This window comes from Leptospira perolatii, from assembly GCF_002811875.1.
GTDB classification, from domain to species: domain Bacteria; phylum Spirochaetota; class Leptospiria; order Leptospirales; family Leptospiraceae; genus Leptospira_B; species Leptospira_B perolatii.
In genome coordinates this window covers 16,148-42,420 of the sequence record NZ_NPDZ01000017.1, presented here as the reverse complement: position 1 = coordinate 42,420, position 26,273 = coordinate 16,148, and the positions used below count along the sequence as shown (strand labels likewise).

Here is a 26,273-nt window from a genome sequence, read left to right as displayed (position 1 = left end):
TGATTATTTCCCTCAGAATCGCTGTCGTCGCCAACATCCCAATCCCTCAGGTGTAAAAGCCATATTAATTACGTCACTACGCAGGTCAAACAACTTTTGTAGATTTGGAGCCGATTTTCGAGAGAAATCTACAAAAACAGACAAAAAAGCATCTGTTATCAATATCCTCCGGCCTCCAGGAATGTTTGGAGAGATTCTACAAATTTCTTTGCATATTCTATTCGGAGATTTTCTTCATTACGAATATTTGGACCGGGAGTTTCCATTTGAAATGCGTCCAAGGCTCCTTCGTGACGGGATCCATAAGTATCACTAATATATCCTCCGGTAAAATAGTGATTGTCCGGGGCGCTTGCAAAGTCCCTCATTTGGCGACTTGGAAAAGCAGAAAAACCTTTTTCCGTAAGCAATGTACCGAGTGAATGATCCCCGATCAAGGCTTCCTGCAGAGTCATTCTTCCGGATTCAATCAGATGTTCAATATTAGTGGAACGATGTAAGTTAGTGGCGGCCCATGTGTTCGGATCTGATTCGATTTCGGACTCGGTTAAATTGAAGCCGAGTTGTACCACATTTTCACTTTGTCCATGACCATGAACATCAACTAACAAGCCTTTTGCGAATTTTTGCGTAAGATGATCTTTGGCAGCTTTAGCAAAAAGATGAAATTCATTATATGCAACCAGATTTGCTTGAAAAACGTCTGAGGTTTCATCATCGACTGTTTCGTTTCTTGCGCGATTCATGTCTACTTTGGAGCGGTCCACATGATTGATTACTAAAGTCGGTTCTTTTCCAAACCGCTTCACAATTTCTTCACGAATCGCGAACGTAAGTTCTATAGTGTGGGAATCATTTCCCAGAGTACCAATGGTCCGGTTTCCCATTTCTGTCGGTGTTAGAGTTCCTCCGTGTGGAGAAGTCAAGATGATTGGCAGTTCTCCGATCTGAATTTCTACCCACCCATTCAATCCCAGTACTTTTCCACAACCGACGGAGGGAATGCAGTTTGTCGGTTCCCGGGATGATTCTAGTGCGAAAGCAGAAAGGAATAGCGATCCATCAGGTTTCTCAGATGGATTACAATTTTGTAAAAGAGCAAATTGAAAGAAAAGAATCGTTCCGGAATATAGAATTTGGATAAAACGCAACCTGTCGAAGTTACGACTGGAATGATTTGCAGAATTGTATCTTGCTTTTGTCTTCGAATTGTTGTGCATGCTCTAAAAACCAACTTAGCTTGATAGGAACCACAAGCGGAAAGAAGAATTTTTCCACAAAAATGGGTCTTTTCCTTAGGAAAGGAAATAGCCTATTTTGTGTAGGGAATGTCCTACATAGATTTCATCCCGAAAAGATTGGAGTCCAAGAATCGGATCCGATCAATAGTACGGAGCTGCTTTTAGATTTACAAAGAAAACTAAGCGTTGATTCTGAAATAAATCACATCTCCGTCCTGGACGAGATATTCTTTTCCTTCGAGTTTGAGCTTGCCCTCTTCTTTTACTTTGGCTTGGTTTCCGGTCCGATCCAAGTCCTCGAATTTCATTACTTCCGCCCGAATGAATCCCTTTTCAAAATCGGAATGAATGACTGAGGCAGCGACAGGAGCAGTGCTATTTACGTCGGTGGTCCAAGCTCGAACTTCTTGCTCTCCGGCGGTAAAGAAAGTTACTAGTCCTAACAATTTATAGGCTGCTTGGATCATTCGATCCAAGCCACTTTGTGTCTCTCCGATCTCAGATAGAAATTCAATCTGTTCTTCTTTGCTTAGGCCTGAGATTTCTTCCTCGAATTTTCCACAAAGTGTGACTACTTGTGCGCCTTCTTCTGAAGCCATCTTTTGCACCGCGAGAACAAGTGGGTGGTCCTTTTGTGTAGCAGTTTTATCTGCGATATTTGCGACATACATGACCGGCTTGGAGGTGATCAGATTGAATGTCTTTGCAATCTTTTTTTCTTCTGGTTTCAAATCTACTAGGCGGGCTGGTTTTCCAGCTTTCAAAACTTCTAATATTTTCTCTAGAACAGAAACGATTTCCTGAGCTTCCTTGTTTCCAGATTTCGCATTTTTGGATAGCTTCTGGAATTGTTTGTCGGCTGATTCAAAGTCCGCAAAGATCAATTCCATATTCACTACCTGGGCGTCTTCTACTGGATTGATCGTGCCGTGAACGTGAGTGATATTATCGTCTTCGAAGGCTCTTACTACATGACAGATCGCGTCCACTTCTCGAATATGAGATAGGAATTTGTTCCCGAGACCTTCTCCTTGGCTCGCGCCTTTGACCAGTCCTGCAATATCTACGAATTCCATGATTGCTGGAATAATTCTTTGCGGTTTGTACAATTCGGCTAGACGTTCTAGTCGATTATCAGGTACTTCTACGATTCCTTTGTTCGGCTCGATGGTACAGAAAGGATAGTTTTGCATTTCTGCTCCGGCCTTGGTCAGAGCATTGAATATGGTGGATTTTCCCACATTGGGAAGTCCTACGATGCCGCAATTTAAACTCATAGAATCCAATTTTCTGCGAAGTGGTATTCTGTAAATTCAGTTCCAACCGGGATTCTTTTGGATTGGGAATACTTACAAATGCATATTGAGATACAGAAGCCTGGTCCGAGATCGATTCCCTCGGAATCACTGAGGTCTATGCGGGAGCTATTCCAGAATCCAGGAACGATTCGAATCTATATTGTTTAGATTGTAAGATTCCTCTCTGATCCGAATCATTTTTCCATTTCGAAAGAAAAGTTCTAGGACGGATATCTCAAACTTATTTCGATTTAACCCGCATCCGAAGGAATATTCTCCTTCAAAAAATCTCAGGTCTCGCGGTTGGTTTAGTAGTACCACACTCGGTGTGTTTTCCAAAAGATTCGAATGTACCGTCCTGATTCCGTCTGCTACCGGATTTGGATTTTCCGAGACTTTAGAAGAAGGGTCGTGTAACAATAAAAAATGAAATTCGCTCGGCTTATATAGCTTGAATAGGGAATTCTTAAATTCCTCTAACCAGTTTTCAGCAATTATAATATTCGAATCTTTGGAAATTGAGTTAGGAGAATAGAATATAAACCTAAGGCCACCCTCGACAATCGAAGTAAGAGCCGATGGAATCAAGACCTGTTGCTTTTGCTTCGGCTTCATTTTTGTTCGCTTCGATTTTTTCCCTTTAGAAGTAGGCTTTGTCTTTTTTGATTTCTTAGTCTTCGAGTCTAGCTGCTTGTCCGATGAATCTACAGCGTCGTCTGTCTTCTTCGGTTCACTCGTAGTGTTCTCCGGGGTTTCGACCTTTGGTTCCGAGACAGTTGCATCGTTTTGGAGAGGTTTTTTCGCTTTCTCCTTGGATGTTTGCTTTTTTGATTTCTTCGTTTTTTTCTTTTTAGAAGAAGGTTTCACTTTCGATTTAGAATCTGCTTTTGGGTCCGGATTTTTTTTCGGGGAGATTCCGGTAAATACGATATCAAATCCAAGCGTATTCTTAAGTCTTTCTATCTCGGGAGAATTCGCAGGTAATTCTGGAGCGGAAGCGATCAATAGTGCTCCCCCTCCTTCTTGCATATTTTTTTGTTTATAAGACTTGTACCAGAGTGTTACTATTCTCTCCCAATTCTTCTCAGCTTTTTCGGGTTGAGTTTGTGTAGGAACAGAACAATAGACTACCAATCCGATCGGTACATCGGTGTTTTTCTTTGGATTTTCCTGAGAAGAAAGCGAAAAGACTGCACCTAACACAAGAAGTGCGAAAATCAGAAATCTGCGCTGATAAAATTGGTATTTTACTGCAAGGATGTTTTTCACCTGATTTATTTCTCGGATCGTTTTGGTCTCTACTCGCAGGTTCTTTTGGTCGGATTTAGACGGACGCATTCAAAGACGTAAAAAATTTTGCGAAAAGCCTGGATTCCTTTTCTCGGAAGAATTCGGACCTTGCTTGGAAATCTTTATCTTCTTTTTCTAATGTATGATTCATTTCGTAAAGATGGTTTTCCTCTTCTTTAATCACTGACTTGAGAGAGATTCCGGAATTAGACTCATTTAGTATAGATTCGTAAATTGAATAGATGGCCTCAGCCCTTTCTTCGATAAGTTTTGTGACGTAGAGATACGCCAATCTTTTTAATGATGATCCGCTTATTTCATCTTTCTTTAAATTTTTATGTACAGTAGCATCTAATCTTTGAAAGTACAGAACCGCAGAGTTTCTGGTCAGTAGAGTTTCGTCCGAATATTTGCTGAATTCTTGGTCTCCGATTTTGAGCGCAAGCTTCTTAAAGAATGCCGCATGTCTTGCCTCTTCCGATGCATGGCGAAGCACCATTTCGGAGATATCATTTCCTGTTTGAGAAGCATGGATTTTTCTGGAACCGATATGTTCCAATAGAGACAAGGTGTTAAGCCACTTTGCGTGCGATTTCGGACGGGAAGTAATTCGTTCTAGAAGTAGCCTTATTTTTTGAGTTGGGATTGTACCTGGCTCTGCTAAGGTCGTTGATTGAGACATACAATACGAAATTTTACTTTAGCCAGAAAAAATCACCCTTTTTCGCTTTCGTTCCCAAAAATCTGCTTTGCCCTATAGAGTAAATGAAATCAGTCTTGATTTAGATATGATCGATTGGACAATCCAAAGAGTTAGTAAATTCGGAAGCTTCGTAAAGTTTTCTCATACTCTATTTGCGCTGCCATTTGCAGGTATTGCCTGCATCCTCGCTTTTTTAGAGCCCGATTTTGCCTCGTTGAGTAGTTGGGGAGTTCGATTGATTTGGATTCTAGTTTGCATGGTAAGTGCAAGAAGCGCCGCAATGGGCTTCAATCGATGGGCGGACAAAAAGATAGACGCGAAAAACCCAAGGACTGCCAATCGGGAAATTCCGAGTGGTCAGATCTCTGATCGATCTGCTGTTCTGTTTATTTTAGGTTTTTCGATTTTATTTTTTATCTCCAGCTGGTTTTTGAATTCTTTAGCGTTTGCACTCTCCTTCCCCACTTTGCTTTTGCTATTTACATATTCTTATACCAAGAGATTCACTTTCTTTTGTCATTTGTACTTAGGATTTTCGATCGGTCTTGCACCTCTTGCCACTTGGGTAGGTTTGACCGGGGAAATTTCTTGGATTCCTTTTTTATGGACAATCGGCCTAGCGTTCAATTTAGCTGGATTCGATATTTTGTATGCGATTCAAGATGAGGAATTTGATCGAAAGGAAGGATTGCATTCTATTCCTGCAAAATTCGGGAGAACTAAGTCTCTTTGGATTTCAAGATTTTGTCATGTTCTTTCCATTGTGTTTTTGGGGATTGCTGGACGAAGCTCCGGATTGCAGGACATTTTTTGGATTTTTTGGGCTGTAACTGGCTTCTTGTTGTTTAGAGAACAAAAGATTGCAATAGACCACGCGGATGGCGTTTTTCCCTTGGAATTTTATAGGATTCACTCCTATATTTCGGGGGTTTTGTTCTTAGGAATCTTGGTAGAAACTTTGCCTCGAATTATTTTTAAGATTAGAATGCTATCTGGTGTGTAAGGTCTTATGCGAAATTGTGAAATTGCAAAATCGCAAAAGCCTGGGATATTGGACGTTCTGGTACGTGATAGAACCTTAATATATAGAATCATTATATGTCTGAACCCTTAAAACTCGTTGTAGGCATCGCAGGAGCAAGTGGCTCTATTTATGCCGCAAGGTTTCTCAAAGCACTACTAGGACTGGATGGTGAAAGTTGGCTTGTGGTTAGCCCGGCTGCTTTGCGGGTCTTTAACGAGGAATATCAGACTTCTGTAAACTCTCCGGAAGAGCTTTTAGATTTTATCCGGCAAAAATGGAAGCAGAAAGAAAGGCATTCGTTTCACTTCAGAAAATTCGAAGATATCGGAGCTGATATTGCCTCAGGTTCGAATACCTGGAATGCCATGGTAGTGGTTCCCTGTTCCATGAAAACGATTGCCTCGATAAATTCCGGAATCACCGATAACTTAATCGAAAGAGCCGCTGACGTATCTTTGAAAGAAAAGAGAAGACTGATCCTGGTTCCGAGGGAAACTCCGTACAACAGAATCCATCTTAGAAATATGTTAGAACTGCATGATGCAGGAGCAACGCTTCTTCCTGCCTCGCCCGGTTTTTATCAAAATCCAAATTCCTTGGATGATTTGGGAGATTTTATCGCCACTAGGATCTTCCGCTTGATCGGAATAGAAATTGATCTCTATCCTAGATGGAAGTCCGCAGACTTCGAGGAATAACAAAGACCCTCTCGTTTTGGAGAGGGTTTTCCAGAGCGGAAATTATAAAGGCTACTTCAATTTTAAGGGCTAACGGATTCAATTTCTTGAATTCGTTTATTCAAACTGGACGCGTCTTCGTATCTTTCGTAGGAGATCGCATTAAATTTTTGTAAGTACAATCCTACCAGCTCTTCTCCTGTTTGGCCTGGTACTTCCAGAGCTTTTCTGAAATTATGAAGGTCGAATTCTGGGTGTTTAACCGAGAAATTTTCGACCAATCTTTCCATATGCAGTAAGGAGGCTTCTCTCGCAATTCCGCTAGATCTGCGGACTTTTAGAGAAAGATTTGCCAGTGCATCCAGATAATCTCTAACTCCCTCGGGTTCTTTGTAAGAAGTACTTTGGGGATTCCCTTCTCTATTTTTGCAGAGCTCTACATATCGAATGACAACATTTTCAAAATGATCCATTCTTTCTTTAATGTAAGAACTGGAATCTTCTTGCCCGCTTGGCATTTCAAAGTCTTTAATTTTTACGACGTCGTACTTGTCGTAGTTATCAGAAATGATTCTTTTTAGATCTTCATAACTATCCAAGGAGACCGGTGGGAAAGTAACTACCGGAAAATTCTCCCCAATTCTGAGGAAACTAACTACAACGTTGGAGGCGATGATTTTTCCTCCTGGATAAAGGGGGTTCTCTCCGACGACATTGCAATAAACAATGAGGTTTCCGGTAGGGCTCTTTTCTGTACCTTTTTCAAACTTCACGGTAATACCCCCTCTGTACCAACAGACTGGTCCTGTTCTGTTATTCCCACTTTTTTATCTCTTCTTGCAGGTTTTGTAAGATGTTTTTGTACGCTTTGGCTACTTCACCTTCGGGATTTTGGAAAACTAGAGGCTTTCCGTTTTCTCCAGCGTTCATTTGATCTAACGTTAGAGGAACACCGCCTAATAGTTTCGTATCGGCCGAATCTGCGAGTTTTTGACCTCCTCCTTTGGAAAAAATGGCGGAAGAATGTCCACATTTCGGACATACAAACTCGCTCATATTTTCTATCACTCCAAGGATAGGTACTTTCACCTGCTGGAACATGGCAGAAGCTCTATTTGCATCCAAGAGAGCGACAGACTGAGGTGTGGTTACGATCACAGCTCCGTCTAAGTCTATCAATTGAGCGAGAGACAATTGCACATCTCCTGTTCCGGGCGGTAGATCGATGAACAAGAAATCCAATTCACCCCAGACAATATCGTAAAGAAATTGCTCTACAGCCTTTCCTAACATTGGACCTCTCCAGACCACGGGCTGTTTCTCATCTATTAAGAAAGAGAAAGAAATTATTTTCAATCCGTCTTTTTCTAGGGGAAAAATCTTGTCTTCCTCAGCCTTAAGTGCTACTCTCCCACCCACTCCGAACATTTTTCCTATAGAAGGTCCATAAATGTCGGCGTCTAACACTCCTACTTTGTAACCTTGAGATACGGCTGCGGCCGCAAGGTTCACCGTAACTGTTGACTTTCCTACTCCGCCTTTTCCGGAACCAACAGCGATCACCTTTTTGACTCCGACAATTTTATTGGAATCGTCTAGTTGGAGTTTAGGATCTACTTCGAATTTAATTTTAACTTTTCCGATTCCTTCTTTCTTGGAGAGCAACTGTCTTATCTGAGCTTCCAAGCCAATCTGTACCCTTCTATCTTGGTTCGGAGTTTTTACTATAATGTTAGTCTCCTCTGCACCGACATCTAACGATGCGATCATTCCGAGGGAAACGATATCCTTTTTGAGTTCAGGATGTTTGATTTTGGTCAGTTCTCTTTGGATTTCGATTGGTTCTATTTTATTTGCCATATTAAACCTTTATGAATAGGAAATAGCCTTTGCTTCCTGAAATTTAGACTCGTTTGGGAAATATACAATTCTATGAAATTCTAATCCTTTGGATTTGAGTTCTGCGTAGTGGTAACCGGAATCGTGATGAGAATCCGGAAGCCTTGTACTAGACGCGGAATTTACCACGAAGTAAGGATGCGTTGGATCCGGAAACTTGATCCAATTCGAATGAACATGACCGTGAAGATATGCTAAAGGAGGTCTTGCTAACAGTAATTTGGCGATTTCATCTCGATTACGCAATCTATGGCTGTAAGATTCCTGCTGATGCTCGGGATTCCAAATCGGATGATGGCAAACTAAAATGTACTCTTTTACTTTTTTTTGATCCAAGAATTCTATTGTGTTTTGTACGATTTCGGGTGAAACGTAACCGTATGCGTTCAAAATAGACATGGGCTGATTCGAATCCCACCCAATGAACATCATCGATCCAATTTTTTTCCATTTCAGGTATCCCTTCGTATTCGGAACCTGTTCCCCCATCCATCTCGAGAAAAACTTTTCATAAAAAGGTTCAGCGCCTGCTACGGCCCGTTTCGTATAACGGTCGTGATTACCCGGAATCATAAACGTGTTCTCACCCAGCAAGGGTCTGAGAAACGCAAAAGCGTCGTGGTATTCTCTATAATGAGAAACGTTTGTGATATCTCCCGAAATGATAACTGCATCAGGTTTTCTGGAAGAGATATCCTCGATCAATGCTTGCCAAAGTTCGAGCGGATACTTTTTTCTTCTTCGAAGAGAATAATTGAGATAGCCTGGAACCATTTTCCCCTTGAGACCGAAGAAAGGGAGTCTGACGGGGAAGTGAAGGTCCGAGATATGGACCAATTTCATCTAGTGGACTTCCTTGGAGATGATTCCGAGGATATCACCTTTTTGCAGGATTGAGCCTTTTTGTTTAAAAATTTGTGTAAGAATTCCTTGCACGGGAGATTCCATTGGAAAGGAGGCTTTGTCTGTGACTAGTTCGCAAATTTCTTGTCCGATCTCTACTGTCTCACCAACTTTGGTGTTCCAGTGGACTAATTCGATTTTTTCGGTATCCCCTAAGTCCGGAGTGATCAGTTCAAAAATTGGTGATTTCGGTTCCATGTTGTCAAAACCAGCTTGCCGAATACTGTCCGACGGCTACTGTGTACTAAATTTTCCAAGTTCCCTCCTATGGCAAACCAGAAATCTGTTCTAAAAGGGGCCGAAATCCTACAAAACCTTGAAGATCTAAGAAAGAAACATTTCTTTCATTTAGAGCTGAAAGGTCTTACGAAACCGACTAGAGATATCCTTTCCGCGTTAGTGAACGGATTGCTCGAGGAGATCGGCGCAAATCCGTTAGCGGCGTTTCACCTATTCAGCGGTTTGATGGAAGCCTTACTCAACGCAATCAAAGGTAATATTCGTCATATCATTTTTAGAGACGAGTTAATGAAACGGCTTTTAGAAGCCGGTGAATCCGAAGAAGAAGCAGAAGAGCTACTCGAAATTATTTTAGATACTTCTCCGCTTCGAGACGCGATGCAAAGATATGTCGTTCCGGATAAGATCAAACGTCAGGTGCAAACTGTTCTGCAGTTAGAGGATAGAATCCGCGCAAAAAAGATGAAACTCGCAGAGATAGAGAAAGAGTTTCTCACCGACGTTCGAGCTAAGATGGAGAAATACAATATGCGAATTTCATTGAAGATTCGCATCGCGAAAGACGAATTGAATTTTCGGATTAGAAATGATTCTCCGATTCATAGCATGGATTTCGGTAGAATCGAAGAATCTAGGGTTAAGCACAAAGATCTGAGCGACCAAGGCAATTCTGGAGACTTCTTTCGTCCCGAGTTTTTGGATGAAAAAGAGAGTGCTGGTTTCGGAATCGCAATGATAGACGAAGGCTATTATACGATGGGGCTGAATCCACTCGACTTACTCACGATTACTTCCGGAAGCAGAACAACAACTGTTTATATGAGATATCCATTGAGCGTGCTCAGGGATCTTACTTTCTGATCTAGAGGATGTAGCGACTTAAATCCTTGTCCTCTACGATTCCCTTTAGTTTGGATTCGACATAGGCTTTGTTTACGAGTACTTTCTTTTGCGAGGCCGGGATATCCGGTCCTTCAAAACTGACTTCTTCCAAAAGCCTTTCCATGATTGTGTTCAGACGTCTTGCTCCGATATTCTCGTGTTTTTCATTCATCTCGTAGGCCATTCTTGCAATTTCAAGAATTCCTTCTTGGTTGAATTCGATTTCGATTCCATCGGTCTGTAATAATGCCTGGTATTGCCTCGTGAGAGAAGATCTGGGTGCAGTCAGAATTTTTTCGAAGTCTTCCATGGAGAGCTTTTCCAGTTCGACTCGAATCGGAAAACGACCTTGCAGCTCTGGAATCAGATCCGAAGGTTTGGTCATGTGAAATGCACCTGCTGCAATGAATAAGATATGATCCGTTCTGACTGGTCCGATCTTAGTGTTTACGGTTGCGCCTTCTACGATAGGAAGCAGATCTCTTTGCACACCTTCCCGAGAAACATCTGCTCCGGTTCTGCCCTCTTTTCCGGCGATCTTATCTATCTCGTCCAGGAACACGATGCCCATCTCTTCCACTCTTTTGAGTGCTTCTCTTTGCACCTTGTCCGGATCTAAAAGTTTTTCTACTTCTGCTTCTTCTAATACTTTGAGTGCGTCGGGAACCGGTAGCTTTCGCTTCCTCTGTTTCTTAGGCATCAAGTCGCCTAACACATTCTGAATGTGATTGTCCAAATCGTCCAAGTTGCCAGCGCCGAATACTTGGAGCATCGGTAAGCCTTGAGGCTGCGCTTGAGGAAGATCTAGTTCTATTTCTTGCTCATCCAATTTGCCAGTCCGCAATTTCTTACGCATTGCTTCCCTGGTTTCTAAAAACCTTTGCTGTCTTTCGCTGTCTTCTGAAGTCGCAAATCCAATTGTGTTAGACGAAGGCTCGGCAGTGGCTTGTTTTGTAGGAAACGGAAGTAAGATGTCCAGCAGTGCTTCTTCTGCTCTTTCCTTTGCTTTGGATTCTACCTCTTTCCTGAATTCCTGTTTTACCAAATTAAGAGATACGAGTGCTAGGTCGCGGATAATGGATTCTACGTCTCTACCGACATATCCTACTTCCGTAAACTTGGTGCTCTCCACTTTCAAAAAAGGAGCCCCACATAGTTTGGAAAGTCTTCTCGCGATTTCTGTTTTTCCTACACCAGTAGGTCCGATCATAATAATATTTTTAGGGTAAATCTCTTCTTGTATTTCCGGATCTAGTTTTCTTCTTCGCGTGCGGTTTCTAAGCGCGATTGCGACCGCGCGTTTTGCGTTTTTTTGCCCGATAATATGTTCGTCTAGTTTGTTGACGATTTGTCTAGGAGTTAGTTCTTCCTCTTTGTACCGGGATTCCTCAGTCTGGATTGCTTGGAGTTGATTTGAGTCGTTCATTTATCCAATCTCTTCCACAACTATATTATGATTCGTGTATATACAAATATCTGCTGCGATCGTCATCGCGTCTTTAACGATTTGAAAAGGCTCCAAATTTGTATGTTGGACTAAGGCTCTTGCAGCAGCTAACGCGTAATTTCCGCCAGATCCTATGGCCAAAATCCCGTCGTCCGGAGAGATCACATCCCCGGTACCTGAAACCAAAAAAGACTCGTCTTTGTCCGCCACGATCAACATCGCCTCCAATCTGCGGAGCATTCTATCAGTTCTCCATTCTCTGGCAAGTTCTACCGCGCTTCTGGAAAGACTTCCACCGAACTCGTGCACTTTTTTTTCGAATAACTCGAATAAGGTGAATGCGTCCGCTGCGGAGCCCGCAAATCCAGAAACAATCCTGTCGCTAAAAAGTTTTCTCACTTTTTTGGCGGTATTTTTCATTACTGTATTTCCAAAGGAGACTTGTCCATCTCCCGCAATGGCGACCTTTCCGTTACGCCTTACACATAGAATGGTGGTTGCATGTATTTTATTTGGATTTATCGAGTCTTGCATGTGGGTGAGCCTTGCGGTAAACCTCTTTGATCTTTTCCTTACTTACACTCAAGTAAACCTGAGTGGTAGAAAGAGAGGAATGGCCCAAAAGCTCCTGAACCGCGCGAATGTCCGCGCCCGCGTCGAGCAGATCTGTCGCGAAGGTGTGTCGGAATTTGTGAGGAGTAATGGGTTTGTCCCATCCCATCCGTTTCCTTCTTTCATTCAAAATATAACGAACCCCTCTTGTCGTCAGTTTCTTTCCCTTTTGATTCAGAAAAATTTCATCCGACTGAGGTCTTAATTTAGACCTGACTTCCAGATATGCGTTCAAACTTTCTAGAGCTTCTTTGCCAATATAAACGTATCTTTCTTTTCTACGTTTTCCTAAAACCTTTAATACGGTTTTGTCCTGAGAAAGTTGCAGCAAGGAAGCGTCTACCAACTCAAAAACCCTTAGTCCTGTGGAATATAATACTTCTATAATTGCTTTATCTCTGAAATTCAGAATTTCGGAGGCCTTTTCGTCGGCGTATTCCAGTAGTTCTTCGGTTTCTTGGATTCTAAAGTTTCTTGGAACTTGTTTTCTGGTCTTGGGAAAGTGGACCGAAAGCACAGGATTGCTGGGAATTTTTTCGTCCTTTACAAGAACTTTATAGAAGGTGCGTAGGCTAGACAGCTTTCTACTTTGGGTCCGTCTATCCAGTCCCTGGTTTTGGGAAAGAAAAGCGAAGTAAGATCGGACATCCACTGGTTCTAATCCGAAAATATCGATTTGTTCTCTGAGGCAAAATTCAAAGAAGGACTTTAAATCCAGTAGGTAAGCGTTTAATGTATTCTGAGAGTAGTTCTTTTCCACCCTCAGGTATTCCTGGAATCTGTTTGCGGCAAGATTTAAGGACTCAGATGAAAATAAGGGGACTTTGACCGAATACTCGCTCACAAAAAGCTATCTCCGAACTCTTTTTCTTATTTATCGGAGTGTTTTTGAAAAAGGGCCTCTCTTTCCCGTATCCATCCTAAGATTTTTTGCTTTGCTTGTTCCAATAGTTCCGGAAGTTTTTCTACCTCTTCCTTATTAAAGTTAGAGAGCACGTGTCCGGAGACCAGGTCCGAGTCTTCTGGTTTTCCCACTCCAAATCGGAGTCTGGTAAAATCGGGAGAACCTAGTTTGTCCAAAATATCCCGGATCCCGTTGTTTCCGCCGTGTCCCCCGCCTTGCTTGAGCTTAATCTTGCCGAAGGGGAAATCGATCTCATCGTGAGCCACTAAAATATTGCTGGGTGAAATTCCGTTCTTTTTAGAAATTTCGGTGACCGCTCTTCCGGAAAGGTTCATGTATTCTAAAGGCTTGAGCAGGAAGATCGTAGCACCGTTTCTTTCTAGTTTGGCACGGACTTCTTTATCCTTGGGACTGTGAGAGAGATTTTCGCCCCATTCTTCGGCCAATAGGTCCAGGATCATAAAACCTGCGTTGTGTCTGTTTCTTTCGTACTGTTTTCCCGGATTTCCAAGTCCGGCGATCAGCAGTTTTAGCTGTGCCATGAAGAAAGTAACAAATTCAGCATTTTTTCGGTAGCAAGCACGGCCGCAATCGTTTGGTCGCAATGTACTCCGATCGTCTTAAAGTTTTCTTCTTCATGATTCTCTGGGGATTTGTTCCATGTGATCATGGTTTCGACCAGTGCATCGGTTTTTCCACCGGGAGGAATTCTGACTTCATAGTCTACAAGTCTTGGCATTTGCACGCCTGCTTTGGAAAGAATTTGAGTCAAGGCAGTCATGAAGGCGTCGTAGCCTCCATCTCCTTCTCCCGTTTCCGAGTATTTCTTTCCTTTCAGTTCGAGTTCTACGCTCGCGCTTGGTTTGGTACCTAAGCCTGAATGGATTTTACAACCTGTAATTTTCAGCGCAGATTCCGCAGAAGTTCCGGAAACATCTGCAATGATAAAAGGCAAATCTTCCGGAGTGACCGTTTTGTTTTGGTCGCCTAACTCGATCACCTTTTCCAAAACTTTCTTTTCTACTTCTGGACTGAGCACCATTCCGAGTAGTTTCAAATTTTCTGATATACTTGCTTTGCCTGCGAGTTTTCCGAGTGCATAGCTACGTTTTCTGCCGAAACGTTCCGGAAGAATAGGATTTGCATACAGATTTCCTTTTTTGTCTCCGTCCGCGTGCACTCCGGCGGTTTGGGTGAATACATCCTCTCCTACCACTGGACGGTTGGAAGAAATTCTCTTTCCGCTAAAAACTTCTACGAGTCGACTGGCTTCCGTAATTTCCTTTTCGTCGATTCCGGTTTTGATCAGTCCTTTGTCGTGCAGTGCGGTGATGACTGCTTCCATCGGAGTGTTCCCTGCTCTTTCGCCCAAGCCGTTTACACTTACATGAATTCCTTTGGCACCAGCTTTGACCGCAAATAAAGTATTCGCGACGGACAGATCGTAATCATTGTGTCCGTGAAATTCAAAATGGGAATTCGGATGTCTGGAGACGAGAGTTTCGACTCCTTCGTAGGTTTCTTCCGGCGAGAGTACTCCTAATGTGTCTGGAAGAAAAATTTTGGATACACCTGTCTTCACCAAATGATCCACGAAATCGATTACATACTGGGGACTGTGTCTGAATCCATTAGACCAGTCCTCAAGGTAGATATTTACCTCGAGTCCGTTTTTCTTCGCGTACTCTATCGTATCTGACACATCCTTAAAATGTTCAGAGGGAGTCTTTTTTAACTGGCCTTCTAAATGCTTCAAGGATCCTTTTGTAAGTAAGTTTAAAGTTTTTGCTCCGGAAGCTAAAATCCAATCTACGCTTCTATTTGCGTCTACGAATCCAAGGATTTCGATTCGATTCTGGACTCCTTCTGTTCCTGCCCACTCCATGATTTTGCGGACAGATTCTAGTTCACCTTGCGATACTCTTGCAGAAGCGATTTCCACACGGTCTACTTTCAGGTTTTGTAATAGAAATTTTGCAATATTCAATTTTTCCGATGCAGAAAAACTGACACCTCTAGTCTGCTCTCCATCTCGAAGAGTTACGTCTAAAACTTGGATTTTTCTTTCTGAACCTTTCATTTTAGATACTTCTTTAAATCATCCTTGGTCGGGCCCAATATTTCAACCAAAGTTGAACCTGGATTTCCAATATTCAATCCGCCGTCCTGAAGCACTTTCAAATAATCCCGAGAATTTATAAATTCTTCGGTCATTCTTTTTAGGATCCCTTCTCCGATTCCGTGGACTACCTCTACTAAGGTTTCTCCTTTTAAAAAAGCTTCCTGGACTTCTGCGTCAAGCAGTCGATAGGCGTCCTCGTACCTCATCTTTCGTATATAGACGACTCTGGGACCCTTTTCGCCTTTGCGGTTTTTAGGTTTGCCCATGGCAACTTCCCTCAAGACCATCGTATCTCCACTGGTCCGGGCGAAAAGAAAGAAATTGGATTTTATGCTTTCCCTTTCTGATGCAACTGATAGAGTTTCCTTTCTCTAAATCTAAAAAAGGAATCTGGTTGCAAGTGACAGACGAATCCGAGCGCAGTACAAAACTACCTCGATATACGGACAAGAGAAGGATCGCAATCTGCGGAGGGACCCTAGGAAGGGAAACCAGATACTATATTCGAGGTCAGGTTCTGGATGTGGGCATCACTGAGGAAATGAAGGATGTATCCCGCTGGAATATGTTGACTGGATTATTCGAAGGACAGGAAAAAGACATCACTCCGTTCTTGGACTACGGGCTGGAATCCGTTCGAAAACCTATCCTTTTTGCTGAAATCGTAGATGATTCCGGTAAAATCCTGCACAGATCCCCTGAAATCCACGGAGATGAGAGCGGATTTTTCTTTTACGAGTTCACCTTTGCTTTAGCTCCGGGAAATTACACATTTCATATTCATTTTGTAAAACCGGATTCTTATAGGCAATTCGGTAAAGATTTAGCGTATCTAAATACTCCAGGAAAAAACGAGTTAGTTGCCCAAAGTCTGATCGGTAAAGGTGCTCTTCGAATCTTGCCAGAAAATTACCAAGGTTACGTGACAACCTCGGATATCGATCAAACCTATCTGGCCACGGATATTCATTCTAGTAAAGGTAAGATCTCTACTCTTTTTGAAACTCCGGAGCAAAAACTTCCGCTTCCTGGAATGCCTGCATTTTTCAGAGAGCTAAGGGAAGGCACAGAGAATTCTCCGATCTGTTTTATCTCTGCGAGCCCCCATTTCTTTAGAAGGACTCTGCTGGAAACATTTCGGTCCCAAGGAGTCAAAACAGAATCCCTCCACCTAAAATATTTGGAGGGAACCATCAAAGGAATGGTGGATAAATTTTGGGACACAGTCTCCCATCCTGCCAGGTTTTTGACAGATGGGATTTGGGGTGCAATTGAAAGGGTTCGAAAATTCGCAGGTGCTTCCTTTCAGAGTTTATTTGATCAATTGGCTTATAAACTTACGATCCTATTAAGAGATAGAATCTACCTTCCAACCAATGCCAAAGAAATTCTGTTAGGCGATAATACGGAAAGCGACTATCTGATTTTTACTCTCTATCAAATTATTCTCACAGGTAAAATGGAAGGGAAAGAGTTAGAAGACTTTCTTTATAAACTGAATTTTTTGGGAAGAGACGCAATTACTCGGGACAGCGCAAAATTAATCACGGAACTAGCGCAGGAAAACAGAAAGATTCATGGAGATGTCAATCCAGTAAAACTCGTTTTGATCAATAAGACTCCTCTAGGACCTCCTACAGAAGAGATGCGTTGGAATGTACAAAGTGCTTTGCCTACCGGGATCGATCCGTGGAAAATGAAAAAGATCAAACCATACCTGCCTACGGACGGTGCTTTGGGTTTTGCAATCATTCTCGCGGAACGAAATATTTTAGATCTTTCTTCTGTATTAAAAATCGCGGGAGAAATGACCGGACAATGGTTTGAAGATTCTGTGATCGATGCAAATCGATTGCTTTCGATCGCCGAGAACTTGGAGATACCTAAGGAAGCAAAGGAGATTCATTCCAAGTTTTTGAGTACGCTAAAAGAGGTGATCGGTACCTGATTAATACTGGCGGAACCGATCATAAAACGTACTCAATAGATTCTTAATTTTCCTTTTGTTTATTCTTTTCTGAGACTCGATATGTTTTCCAACGATAGGCGACGAATATGAGTCCGGCGGCGATTAACAAAAATGTAATGATTTTATTGTACAAGTTGAGAAATTCTAGAACCTTTTCCCAGTTGGATCCGAGATAGAATCCGGCGTAAATCAATAACCCGCACCAAAGCAGGACTGCGAGGGAAAAATACGAAAAGAATGCGATCGGTCTCATATGGACCATTCCTGCGACTATAGAAACGAAGAATCGGATTCCTGCGGAAAATCTGGAAAAGATTACGACGAGCACGGAGTTTCTTGAGAACCAATTTAAGGTTTTATGAATTGCTTCCTCGTCATAAAGCTCGGATTTGAATGGGAAGTCCTTGTGCTTTAGCCAATGTAAAAATCGATTTCCAAAGGAGTACATTACCCAGGCCCCAGCCAGGTTTCCGAAAAAAGTGCTCGTGACTAAGGCTAAGATTCCGAATCCGGAATTCTCTCTCGCTACAAGAAATCCACCGAATACAGTGACTGTGTCTCCGGGCCAAGGTGGGAATACATTCTCTGCAAAATTAGAGAAAGCAAAAAAGAACCATAAAAGTAAGGGGGGCAGCGCTGCTACCGAGTCTAGTAGATTTTGTAAATAGGATTCGAATCCGTCCATGATTCCGTCTAAGAAAAAGATTGTCAAAGTGGGAGCGTTCGATTCAACTCATTTTCGTGGGTGAAAGTTCTTTTCCAAAAATGCGTAGCTTCTTAGTCTTTTTTCTTCTCCTGGGAATTCAACCTATCTTTTCCCAGGTGGATTCTCAGTTGCCGAATTCTCTGAACCAAGACCAGCCGACCGTGGTTAAGAAGAAGGAAAAAGCGAAGATATTTCGTGCAAGCCGCCTAACCTACCAAGAATATCCCTACAAGCATCCTTCCGGAATTCCCTCCGATTTTGTGCCAAAGGGATCAGATTTGATCTATTCCACCGAGCTAAGGACGGATCGAATTCTGGAAATTAAAGAAGCAGTGGTTATTTTTGAACACGAGCTCTCTAAGCCAAGGATCGAGACTTACTACGAAACAATATTCAATTTTCTGAATTTTAAGATATTGCAGAATCAAAAGTCGGAAGCAAAGACATTGTATCTGGTGGAAGGATTCAATCATAAAACAGTCGCGATATCTATAGAAGCAATATCCAGTGGTTCCAAAGTAAAACTATTTTATCGTAAGTCTGGCGGATTCTGATGAATCTTAGGACTTCCCCCGAAAATCCGAACAGAACCGCATTTCATTTACTCTTGGTCGCGCTGTTTTTGACCACTGCGGGGCTTTTGTTTTTAGTACTCAGGCCGTATTTTTACTCTTCTCTAATGGCTCTGATTCTTTATCTCGCGACTCGAAAGCAATACAAACAGCTCAGAAGCTTTATGGGACTTAGGTTCGATTGGCTGGCTCCTTGGTTGATGATCGGATTTGTATGTATGATCGTTCTATTGCCTTCATATTTCGTGATTCGTACCTTGATCGACGAATCCTTATCCATACTTTTCAAAATCAGGATTTCCTTGTCCGAAGACAAGATTATAGAAACTTTGATGAGCTTGAATGTGCTGACCGATCTGGTCACGGACAATCCGTTCTTTTGGGTCAAGCTTCCTGAACTCTACGGGGAGTTTGCGAGAAATTATATCGATATTTTGAATTTGGACAGCATGTATGCCGTTTTGAGCAATGCATCTTCCTTTATTTTAGGCTCCATTGATTTGCCGGCGGGGATCCTTATGAATCTGTTCTTTTCCGTTCTGTTACTGTTCTTTTTGTACCAGGATGGAAGAAAAGTAGAAAGATTCATTTCAGAGAACCTACCTTTTTCCAAAGAATTAGAGGAACAAGTGGGAAGGAAAATCGCCTCTGCGGTCCAGACAGTATTTCGGGGAAACCTTATCGTGGCCATTATGCAGGGAGGAGCAATGTATGTGCTCTTGATCTTTGCAAAGATTTCCAATCCATTTTTGTATGCTAGCTTGGCCGCATTCTTTTCGTTGATTCCAGTGATCGGAACTTCTGTGGTTTGGCTGCCGATCGGTTTGTATATGATGTTTTTGGAAGGTAACTTTTGGGGAGCCGGCTTTTTTATGGCGGCCGGATTAACCTTTTATCTTGTTTTGGAAAACGTTGTAAAACCTAAGATGCTAGATAAGAAATTAAGAATACATCCCTTGCTGATTTTCTTATCTTTGATCGGAGGAATTCAGGAGTTTGGAATCATGGGATTGGTTCTAGGACCGGTTGCAGTCACCTTGGTGGTAATTCTCTGGGATTTTTGGAAATTATACCGCAAAGACTTTTTTACTCGTAAAACGGAAAGCTAATTTCAGTGGACGAACTCAAGCCATTCAGCGTCTCAGAAGTAAATTCTATTATCAAACAGCTTCTGACTGGACCTGAAATATTAAGAAATATTTGTATTCAAGGTGAAATCTCGAATCTGACTCGTTCCCACCAAGGGCATGTATACTTTAATTTAAAAGATCCTAAATCGCTTCTAGCCTGCACTTTCTTTTCTTACAGCAACAGTAAATATAAAGGACGTGCTCTCGAAAATGGAATGGAAGTGAGAGCCTACGGAAGTATCTCTGTTTACGAACCTCGGGGTCAGTACAATCTGAATGTGCAGAAGGTGGAGGAAATTGGTCGTGGGGATCTTTTGCTTCAAGTGGAGGAGTTGAAGAGAAGACTCGCTGCTCGTGGAATTTTTGACCCGGAAAGAAAGAGAGCCCTCCCCGCCTTTCCCTGGAGAATCGGAGTCGCAACTTCGCCCACAGGTGCGGCGATTGAAGATATCATTCGAATCGCAAAACAAAGATTTCCAGAAATCAATATTTTGATCTCTCCTTGTTTGGTCCAAGGCGAAGAAGCTCCTTCTTCGATTGTACAAGCCATCCAAGAATTGAATCAGCCAAAATGGAACGTGGACGTAATCATCGCAGGTCGAGGTGGCGGAAGTTACGAAGATCTTATGGCGTTTAACGATGAAAAGGTGGTTATAGCTTTTGCAGAATCCCGGGTTCCAATCGTATCTGCGGTAGGTCACCAAATTGATTCGGTTCTTTCCGATTTGGCAGCAGACGCATTTGCTCCTACACCGACTGCCGCTGCAGAAATGGTAGTCCCTGAAATGGAGGCCGTGGAATCGGAGCTAAGTGAGTTTGAAACCAGATTAGAAGCCGCGCTCAAAAATCAGATTCGTAACTTAAAAGAAAGGTTCAGGATTCTTACAAGCAAGGGCGTGTTCTTAGAGCCAAAGACATTGCTCAATGAAAGGATTCAAAAGTTGGACGAAACGATTTCCAGAGTCGGACTTTTGGGAAAAAATGCACTCATTCTTTCGAGTAGTAGACTGGCTCCGTTTCACCTTCGCTTGCCCATGTCTTTTCAAGCAGGACTGGAAAGGTTGAAAAAGAAATTCGAGTTAGTTTCCGGTAAAATAGAAGGATACTCTCCTCTAGGAACCCTCAAGAGAGGTTATTCCGTCGTAAGGACGAAACAGAAAAAAGTAGTAACCTCACCTAAGCAAATAAAGATGGAAGAAGAACTAGAGGTGATCCTTTCGGAAGGAAGAATTTTAGTTTCAAACAAAGGTACTTTAGATGGCTAAGAAGCACGAAATAAGCTTTGAACAAGCGCTTGCTGAGTTGGAGCAAATCGCCGAGAAACTAGAAAGAGGTCAGCTTACCCTAGAGGAATCGATCCAGGCTTACGAACGAGGCATGGAGCTCAGAAGTTTGTGCCAAGGGATTCTCTCGGAAGCGGAAGGAAAAATAGAATACTTGTCGAAAGCAAACTCAGGTGAAGCACAAAAAAAGACTGCTTCACCCAAGAAAGAAGGATCCAATCGCGAAGCAGCTCCACCCTCTTCCGATGACGAAGAGTTATTCTGAGTTTCAGGCTATCTTCCTAAGAAATAGAAAAAGCCTCCTATCGCTGTAAACAGGAGGCTTCGGAAAAAGGGCATGTATTCAAATGCCCTTTCCGGATTTTTTATTCGGTCACTTGTAGAGTAAAACTGCCTGCGGTAAACCCAGCTACGATTACACAGCGAAAGGATCCGCCCGAAGTGCTGACTCCGGAGAGAGAATCATCTCCTGTGTTCGTACTAACCAGTTCCACAAAGGAAGTCGGAGAGTTTCCAGTTAAATCCAAATTGATAAAACCCACTAGCAGATCTTGGTCTCCCGACAATACGTCCAGGCTTATGGTTTCATCGCCGGCTCCAGTCGAAGTATATTTAAAGAAATATAATGTATTTGGTGCGGCTACTTGTGTTGAAGTCGGTCCTCCATTTACGTTTAGAATCGGAACCGAAGGGTCAGCGCATCCATTTGCAGGTACGGATGCAGCTCCTGATCGGCTTTGATTGAGTAGCAATAAACCGAGTAAGAGATCTTGATCTTTCGCCTTGTCTTTTTCTACGCACCCTGACAATGCGAATACGATCGTGACGTAAACCGCGGAAATTTTGAAAATACTTTTCATAGAAATTTATCAACTCCAAATGTTTTGATTTGTAATGGTTAACGAATTGGAGAGGGCATCGGACAGTAAACGACAAAATTTTTAGGCTAAGGTTGAACGTTATGTGCAATTAGGAAGAGGTTTTGTTCCTTCTTTTTGAGCATTGGTGAAATGATTTATTTTTCTTTAATGTACACGTTATGCGAAATGGATGTTTTTTCTTGGAAGGCCCCACCCTTTTTTGGGTGGGGGCCGGTGCGGTGGTACCGGAACCGCTGTTCGCACATCTCACGAATTTTCTTTTTTTGCAATCTTTTTTAGAGGGTCGGCTCCTTGTAGGAGCTCCTACAGAATTTACTATAAAACGATCGGAAATCCGGTGAAAAATCTAAACAAATGACGGGATATCTTGTCTAAAAAGATAAGGCAATTTTCTGCCCTTTTCAGTATGATAAAGAAGGAGTGAAGACCCTTTTAGAAACTAAAGAAAGGTTTGCTTTTTGGAAGGAAAAGGACTTCGGAGTGGCTCCCCCTGCTGGGCTCGAACCAGCGACCCAGTGATTAACAGTCACTTGCTCTACCGACTGAGCTAAAGGGGAGTATCCTCGGTAACGGAATCCATTTTTTCTATCCTGGGCGAGCTGGCAAGGAAAAATCTTTGAGACATAGCCATTTTTCAGTTCGTACTTTCGCGAGAAAATTCCAGCGAAACGAGAGCTGTTCGGAAAAAATGCTATGGAAGATTGTAATCTTAGAGTAGCGTGACATAATCCAAAAAACGCTATATTTCTTACTGGAGTTTCATTAGGGAGCAAGCTATGAAGCTGACTAGACATTTCACTAGACAAACAGAGAACAATCAGGCCGGAATTCAATGGGCAAAAAGGAATTCTAGGATTACGAACCCGGACGGATCCTCCGTTTTCGAAGCAAACGATATCATGGTTCCGGAGCAATGGTCTCAGGTTGCGGTAGATATTCTGGCCCAGAAGTATTTTCGCAGAAAAGGCATCCCTAAATACTTAAAGAAAATCCAAGAAGAAGGGATTCCTACATGGCTTCAGAGATCTGAACCAGACAAGGAAAAGCTAGAATCTCTAAAACCAGAAGATCGTTTTGGCGGAGAAACCTCGGCAGAGCAAGTTTTCCACCGTTTGGCTGGTTGCTGGACGTATTGGGGATTTAAGTACGGCTATTTTACCGACGAAGAAAGTGCTAAGATCTTTTATGATGAAGTTTTCTTTATGCTCGCAGCCCAAATGTCTGCTCCCAATTCCCCTCAGTGGTTCAATACTGGGTTGCATTGGGCTTATGGAATCGATGGAAAATCCCAAGGGCATTTTTATGTGGATCCGGGAACTGGGAAATTAGTCAAATCTGCCTCTGCTTATGAGCACCCACAGCCTCATGCTTGTTTTATCCAGAGTGTAAACGATGATCTAGTAAATGAAGGTGGAATCATGGACCTTTGGGTCCGTGAGGCTCGCCTTTTCAAATACGGTTCCGGAACCGGTACGAACTTTTCGAATCTCCGCGCGGAGAATGAGCCTTTATCCGGAGGCGGAAAGAGCTCTGGATTGATGAGTTTCTTGAAGATCGGAGATAGAGCTGCCGGTGCGATCAAGTCCGGAGGAACTACACGTAGAGCTGCTAAGATGGTAACCTTAGATGTAGACCATCCAGATATAGATCGTTTTGTAGAATGGAAAGTAGAAGAAGAAAAGAAAGTAGCTTCTCTAGTCACCGGTTCGATTCTGAACAACCGCCACCTAAACTCTATTATGAAAGCTTGCTTTGAAATAGAGGGTGTAGATCAGTTCGATCCAAAGAAAAATTCTTCTCTGAAAAAAGCAATTATCGAAGCAAAGAGAGTTCTGATACCAGATAATTATATCAAAAGAGTGATCGATCTCGCGAAACAGGGATACAGGGAAATTCTATTTGAAGAGCTGACCACTGATTGGCAATCCGAGGCATACAATACAGTTTCCGGTCAGAACAGTAACAACTCAGTTCGTCTGCCAAACGAGTTCATGACAGCGGTGGAACAAGACCAAGCTTGGCATTTGTACAATCGCACGGAAAAAGAAAAAGCTCATAAAGAAAAGCGTCATCCGAAACCTGCAAAAACGATCCGTGCTAGAGAACTATGGGACAAGATCTCCTACGCGGCCTGGTCTTCGGCAGATCCGGGAACACAGTACCATACTACCATAAATGAATGGCATACTTGTCCGGAAGACGGAGATATTCATGCATCCAATCCTTGTTCCGAATACATGTTCTTGGATAACACAGCGTGCAATCTTGCTTCTGCAAACCTGCAGAAATTTATCGATCCGGAAACCTTGGTTTTCGATGTGGAAGGATTTAGGTACCTGTGCCGTCTCTGGACAGTGATTCTGGAAATTTCAGTGACCATGGCACAATTCCCTTCTAGGGAAATCGCGGAACTTTCTTACAAATTCAGAACCTTAGGTTTAGGTTACGCAAATCTAGGATCTGCTTTGATGATTATGGGAATTCCATACGATTCGAAGGAAGCGATGGCGATTACCGGTGCGATCACTTGTATGATGCACATGGTTTCCTATTCTACTTCTGCAGAGATGGCCAAGGAACTAGGACCTTTCCCAGGCTATGAAAAGAATAAGAATCACATGCTAAGAGTGATTCGAAATCATAGACGAGCGGCTTACAATGCTCCATCGGAAGATTACGAAAAACTAACAATTAAACCTAGCGGAATCGATCCTGCTTTCTGCCCTTCTTATCTTTTAAAAGCAGCCCAAGAAGACGCGGACTTGGCGTTAGAGCTAGGTGAGAAATTCGGATACAGAAACGCTCAGGTCACCGTGATTGCTCCTACTGGAACGATCGGTCTGGTAATGGATTGCGATACTACCGGAATCGAGCCTGATTTTGCACTGGTGAAATTCAAGAAACTAGCAGGAGGAGGATACTTCAAGATCATCAACCAATCAGTTCCTCTTGCACTGAAAAAGTTGGGATATTCTTCCTCTGAAATAGAATCCATCGTGAATTATTGCAAGGGTCACGCTACCTTGAACGGCGCTCCTGTTGTCAATACTCAGAGCCTAAAAGAAAAGGGTTTTACGAACGAGATTTTGGAAAAAGTAGAGGGTTCGTTACCTTTAGCTTTTGATATTAATTTCGCATTCAATAAATTTAATTTAGGTGAGGACTTCCTGCAGAGAAATCTTGGAATTCCTAAATCCACATACGATTCGATGGGATTTAATCTTTTGGAATATTTAGGTTTCTCCAAAGAGGAAATCTCTAAAGCAAACGACTACGTTTGCGGAACGATGACGATAGAAAATGCTCCTTACCTGAAGGAGAAAGATTATCCGGTATTTGATTGCGCGAACAAATGTGGTAAGTACGGAAAACGATTCCTTTCTTATCAATCTCATATTCGGATCATGTCTGCTGCTCAACCTTTCATCAGTGGTGCAATTTCCAAAACCATCAATCTTCCAGAGGACGCGAGCGTTGAGGATATCAAGAACGCTTATTTCATTTCTTGGAAAATGATGATCAAAGCGAATGCGCTCTATAGGGATGGTTCAAAGCTTTCTCAGCCTCTAAATTCTGTATTAGAACTTTTGAATGGAATCGAGTTAGAAGAACAGGAAGAAATTCTGGAGGCCGCGGTTTCCAGGGATCCTGTGCAAGTCGCTGAGAAACTCGTATATAAGTATATTTCTCATCGTCGCAAACTTCCGAACCGTAGAGCCGGTTACACTCAAAAAGCGATTGTCGGAGGACACAAGGTCTATCTCCGCACAGGCGAATACGAGGACGGCCAGTTAGGAGAGATCTTCGTAGATATGCACAAGGAAGGCGCTGCATTCCGAAGCTTGATGAATGCATTTGCGATTTCTGTTTCCCTCGGGTTACAACACGGAGTTCCTTTGGAAGAATTTGTAGACGCGTTTACATTCTTCAAATTCGAACCGAATGGAATTGTGACAGGAAATAAGCATATCAAAATGAGTACCTCTGTCATTGATTTCATCTTTAGAGAATTAGCGATTACTTATATGGGTAGGTATGATCTAGGCCAGGTCGCGCCTGAAGATCTCAGAGGAGATGAAATCGGTTCCAGAAAATCTTCTGAATCCATTTCTAAACCTAGCTCCGAAAAAGATTCTGGTTTAGAAGTGCCGACTAGCTCTGCCATCCGCAAGGAGCCGGAAACAATTTCCTACTCTCAGATGGTAGCTAAGGAAAAAGCTTCTGTTGGTTCCGGAATCGCTCTCATGGAAGAAGTCAAAATGGCGAGGATCAAAGGATATACTGGAGATTCCTGCGGAGAATGTGGTTCTTTCGAGATGGTGAGAAACGGATCTTGTCTGAAATGCATGTCTTGCGGCGCGACTACCGGATGCTCTTGAGCTAAACTGAATTATTAGAGAAGTTTTTCTCTATATCGGTCGGGGGAGCTTTAGCTTTCTGCTCTCCGACCTTTATGGAAAATCAAGAATTAGACGAGATACAGGTCAGCC

General features: G+C 42.5%; 25 protein-coding genes and 1 tRNA gene. 9 read left to right on the top strand and 17 right to left on the bottom strand.

The window, feature by feature from the left end:
* Nucleotides 1-158: 158 nt before the first annotated feature.
* The 4 genes from CH373_RS17315 to CH373_RS17300 all read right to left on the bottom strand — a co-directional run bounded on the left by CH373_RS17315 (nucleotide 159) and on the right by CH373_RS17300 (nucleotide 4,511).
* A complete protein-coding gene (locus CH373_RS17315) occupies nucleotides 159-1,220 on the bottom strand; it encodes an N-formylglutamate amidohydrolase (protein WP_100715020.1) in 1,062 nt (353 codons plus the stop codon).
* 200 nt (nucleotides 1,221-1,420) lie between these two features.
* The gene (gene ychF / locus CH373_RS17310; RefSeq protein WP_100715019.1) at nucleotides 1,421-2,518 is read right to left on the bottom strand and encodes a redox-regulated ATPase YchF; all 1,098 of its coding nucleotides are present in this window, start codon (nucleotides 2,516-2,518) and stop codon (nucleotides 1,421-1,423) included.
* A gap of 147 nt (nucleotides 2,519-2,665) precedes the next feature.
* Nucleotides 2,666-3,808: an LIC11612 family fibronectin-binding protein gene (locus CH373_RS17305; protein WP_125170042.1), complete on the bottom strand. Its 1,143-nt coding sequence runs from the start codon at nucleotides 3,806-3,808 to the stop codon at nucleotides 2,666-2,668.
* Between the two features lie 55 nt (nucleotides 3,809-3,863).
* The gene (locus tag CH373_RS17300) at nucleotides 3,864-4,511 is read right to left on the bottom strand and encodes a hypothetical protein (protein WP_100715017.1); all 648 of its coding nucleotides are present in this window, start codon (nucleotides 4,509-4,511) and stop codon (nucleotides 3,864-3,866) included.
* A gap of 106 nt (nucleotides 4,512-4,617) precedes the next feature.
* Here CH373_RS17300 and CH373_RS17295 point away from each other — a divergent pair, with 106 nt between their 5' ends.
* Complete coding sequence (locus tag CH373_RS17295; protein WP_100715016.1) at nucleotides 4,618-5,535, top strand: UbiA-like polyprenyltransferase; 918 nt, start codon at nucleotides 4,618-4,620, stop codon at nucleotides 5,533-5,535.
* A 95-nt stretch (nucleotides 5,536-5,630) separates the two neighbouring features.
* Nucleotides 5,631-6,254: a UbiX family flavin prenyltransferase gene (locus tag CH373_RS17290; protein ID WP_100715015.1), complete on the top strand. Its 624-nt coding sequence runs from the start codon at nucleotides 5,631-5,633 to the stop codon at nucleotides 6,252-6,254.
* A gap of 62 nt (nucleotides 6,255-6,316) precedes the next feature.
* Here the strand turns inward: CH373_RS17290 and CH373_RS17285 are convergent, their stop codons facing one another.
* The 4 genes from CH373_RS17285 to CH373_RS17270 are packed head-to-tail and all read right to left on the bottom strand — an operon-like array spanning nucleotide 6,317 to nucleotide 9,233.
* A complete protein-coding gene (locus CH373_RS17285; RefSeq protein WP_100715014.1) occupies nucleotides 6,317-7,006 on the bottom strand; it encodes a hypothetical protein in 690 nt (229 codons plus the stop codon).
* A gap of 40 nt (nucleotides 7,007-7,046) precedes the next feature.
* Entirely contained in the window at nucleotides 7,047-8,093 is a 1,047-nt protein-coding gene (locus tag CH373_RS17280) for an Mrp/NBP35 family ATP-binding protein (RefSeq protein WP_100715013.1), read from the bottom strand.
* 9 nt (nucleotides 8,094-8,102) lie between these two features.
* Nucleotides 8,103-8,975, bottom strand: coding sequence for a metallophosphoesterase family protein (locus tag CH373_RS17275; protein WP_100715012.1), 873 nt, complete (start codon nucleotides 8,973-8,975; stop codon nucleotides 8,103-8,105).
* Nucleotides 8,976-9,233, bottom strand: coding sequence for a lipoyl domain-containing protein (locus CH373_RS17270; RefSeq protein WP_100715011.1), 258 nt, complete (start codon nucleotides 9,231-9,233; stop codon nucleotides 8,976-8,978).
* Between the two features lie 69 nt (nucleotides 9,234-9,302).
* Here CH373_RS17270 and CH373_RS17265 point away from each other — a divergent pair, with 69 nt between their 5' ends.
* Nucleotides 9,303-10,136, top strand: a complete 834-nt coding sequence (locus CH373_RS17265; protein WP_100715010.1) for a hypothetical protein — start codon at nucleotides 9,303-9,305, stop codon at nucleotides 10,134-10,136.
* Between the two features lies 1 nt (nucleotide 10,137).
* On the opposite strand, the gene hslU is transcribed toward CH373_RS17265, so the two are convergent.
* From hslU to CH373_RS17235, 6 genes are read right to left on the bottom strand one after another with little or no spacing between them, the layout of a single operon-like run.
* On the bottom strand, nucleotides 10,138-11,583 hold the full coding sequence (hslU, locus tag CH373_RS17260) for an ATP-dependent protease ATPase subunit HslU (protein ID WP_100715009.1): 1,446 nt from the start codon (nucleotides 11,581-11,583) through the stop codon (nucleotides 10,138-10,140).
* The gene (gene hslV, locus CH373_RS17255) at nucleotides 11,584-12,138 is read right to left on the bottom strand and encodes an ATP-dependent protease subunit HslV (protein WP_423789804.1); all 555 of its coding nucleotides are present in this window, start codon (nucleotides 12,136-12,138) and stop codon (nucleotides 11,584-11,586) included.
* Entirely contained in the window at nucleotides 12,113-13,060 is a 948-nt protein-coding gene (xerA, locus tag CH373_RS17250) for a site-specific tyrosine recombinase/integron integrase (RefSeq protein ID WP_100715008.1), read from the bottom strand. The genes hslV and xerA overlap by 26 nt, the downstream gene beginning before the upstream one ends.
* Nucleotides 13,061-13,086: 26 nt before the next feature.
* Complete coding sequence (gene pth, locus CH373_RS17245; RefSeq protein ID WP_100715007.1) at nucleotides 13,087-13,662, bottom strand: aminoacyl-tRNA hydrolase; 576 nt, start codon at nucleotides 13,660-13,662, stop codon at nucleotides 13,087-13,089.
* The gene (cimA, locus tag CH373_RS17240; protein ID WP_100715006.1) at nucleotides 13,650-15,200 is read right to left on the bottom strand and encodes a (R)-citramalate synthase CimA; all 1,551 of its coding nucleotides are present in this window, start codon (nucleotides 15,198-15,200) and stop codon (nucleotides 13,650-13,652) included. The genes pth and cimA overlap by 13 nt, the downstream gene beginning before the upstream one ends.
* Nucleotides 15,197-15,508, bottom strand: coding sequence for a Smr/MutS family protein (locus CH373_RS17235; protein ID WP_100715027.1), 312 nt, complete (start codon nucleotides 15,506-15,508; stop codon nucleotides 15,197-15,199). Before CH373_RS17235 ends, cimA begins: the two co-directional genes overlap by 4 nt.
* 134 nt (nucleotides 15,509-15,642) lie before the next feature.
* On the opposite strand from CH373_RS17235, the gene CH373_RS17230 reads away from it, so the two are divergent.
* Nucleotides 15,643-17,190 (top strand): phosphatase domain-containing protein, encoded by a 1,548-nt coding sequence (locus CH373_RS17230; protein ID WP_100715026.1) that lies wholly within the window; start codon nucleotides 15,643-15,645, stop codon nucleotides 17,188-17,190.
* A gap of 43 nt (nucleotides 17,191-17,233) precedes the next feature.
* Here the strand turns inward: CH373_RS17230 and CH373_RS17225 are convergent, their stop codons facing one another.
* On the bottom strand, nucleotides 17,234-17,896 hold the full coding sequence (locus CH373_RS17225) for a DedA family protein (RefSeq protein ID WP_100715025.1): 663 nt from the start codon (nucleotides 17,894-17,896) through the stop codon (nucleotides 17,234-17,236).
* 80 nt (nucleotides 17,897-17,976) lie between these two features.
* On the opposite strand from CH373_RS17225, the gene CH373_RS17220 reads away from it, so the two are divergent.
* From CH373_RS17220 to CH373_RS17205, 4 genes are read left to right on the top strand one after another with little or no spacing between them, the layout of a single operon-like run.
* The gene (locus tag CH373_RS17220; RefSeq protein ID WP_243393461.1) at nucleotides 17,977-18,471 is read left to right on the top strand and encodes a hypothetical protein; all 495 of its coding nucleotides are present in this window, start codon (nucleotides 17,977-17,979) and stop codon (nucleotides 18,469-18,471) included.
* The gene (locus CH373_RS17215; protein WP_423789805.1) at nucleotides 18,465-19,598 is read left to right on the top strand and encodes an AI-2E family transporter; all 1,134 of its coding nucleotides are present in this window, start codon (nucleotides 18,465-18,467) and stop codon (nucleotides 19,596-19,598) included. Before CH373_RS17220 ends, CH373_RS17215 begins: the two co-directional genes overlap by 7 nt.
* A 5-nt stretch (nucleotides 19,599-19,603) precedes the next feature.
* On the top strand, nucleotides 19,604-20,884 hold the full coding sequence (xseA, locus tag CH373_RS17210) for an exodeoxyribonuclease VII large subunit (protein WP_100715003.1): 1,281 nt from the start codon (nucleotides 19,604-19,606) through the stop codon (nucleotides 20,882-20,884).
* Nucleotides 20,877-21,167 (top strand): exodeoxyribonuclease VII small subunit, encoded by a 291-nt coding sequence (locus CH373_RS17205; RefSeq protein WP_100715002.1) that lies wholly within the window; start codon nucleotides 20,877-20,879, stop codon nucleotides 21,165-21,167. Before xseA ends, CH373_RS17205 begins: the two co-directional genes overlap by 8 nt.
* A 100-nt stretch (nucleotides 21,168-21,267) precedes the next feature.
* Here CH373_RS17205 and CH373_RS17200 read toward each other — a convergent pair whose 3' ends face one another.
* Together CH373_RS17200 and CH373_RS17190 are read right to left on the bottom strand one after the other, a co-directional pair.
* Nucleotides 21,268-21,762 carry a hypothetical protein gene (locus tag CH373_RS17200; RefSeq protein ID WP_100715001.1) on the bottom strand — a complete coding sequence of 165 codons (495 nt, stop codon included), beginning with the start codon at nucleotides 21,760-21,762 and terminating at the stop codon, nucleotides 21,268-21,270.
* 502 nt (nucleotides 21,763-22,264) lie between these two features.
* A tRNA-Asn gene (locus CH373_RS17190) sits at nucleotides 22,265-22,340 on the bottom strand.
* A 219-nt stretch (nucleotides 22,341-22,559) separates the two neighbouring features.
* Between CH373_RS17190 and CH373_RS17185 the strand changes: the two genes are divergently transcribed.
* Nucleotides 22,560-26,162: a vitamin B12-dependent ribonucleotide reductase gene (locus tag CH373_RS17185; protein WP_100714999.1), complete on the top strand. Its 3,603-nt coding sequence runs from the start codon at nucleotides 22,560-22,562 to the stop codon at nucleotides 26,160-26,162.
* The last annotated feature ends 111 nt before the right edge of the window (nucleotides 26,163-26,273 follow it).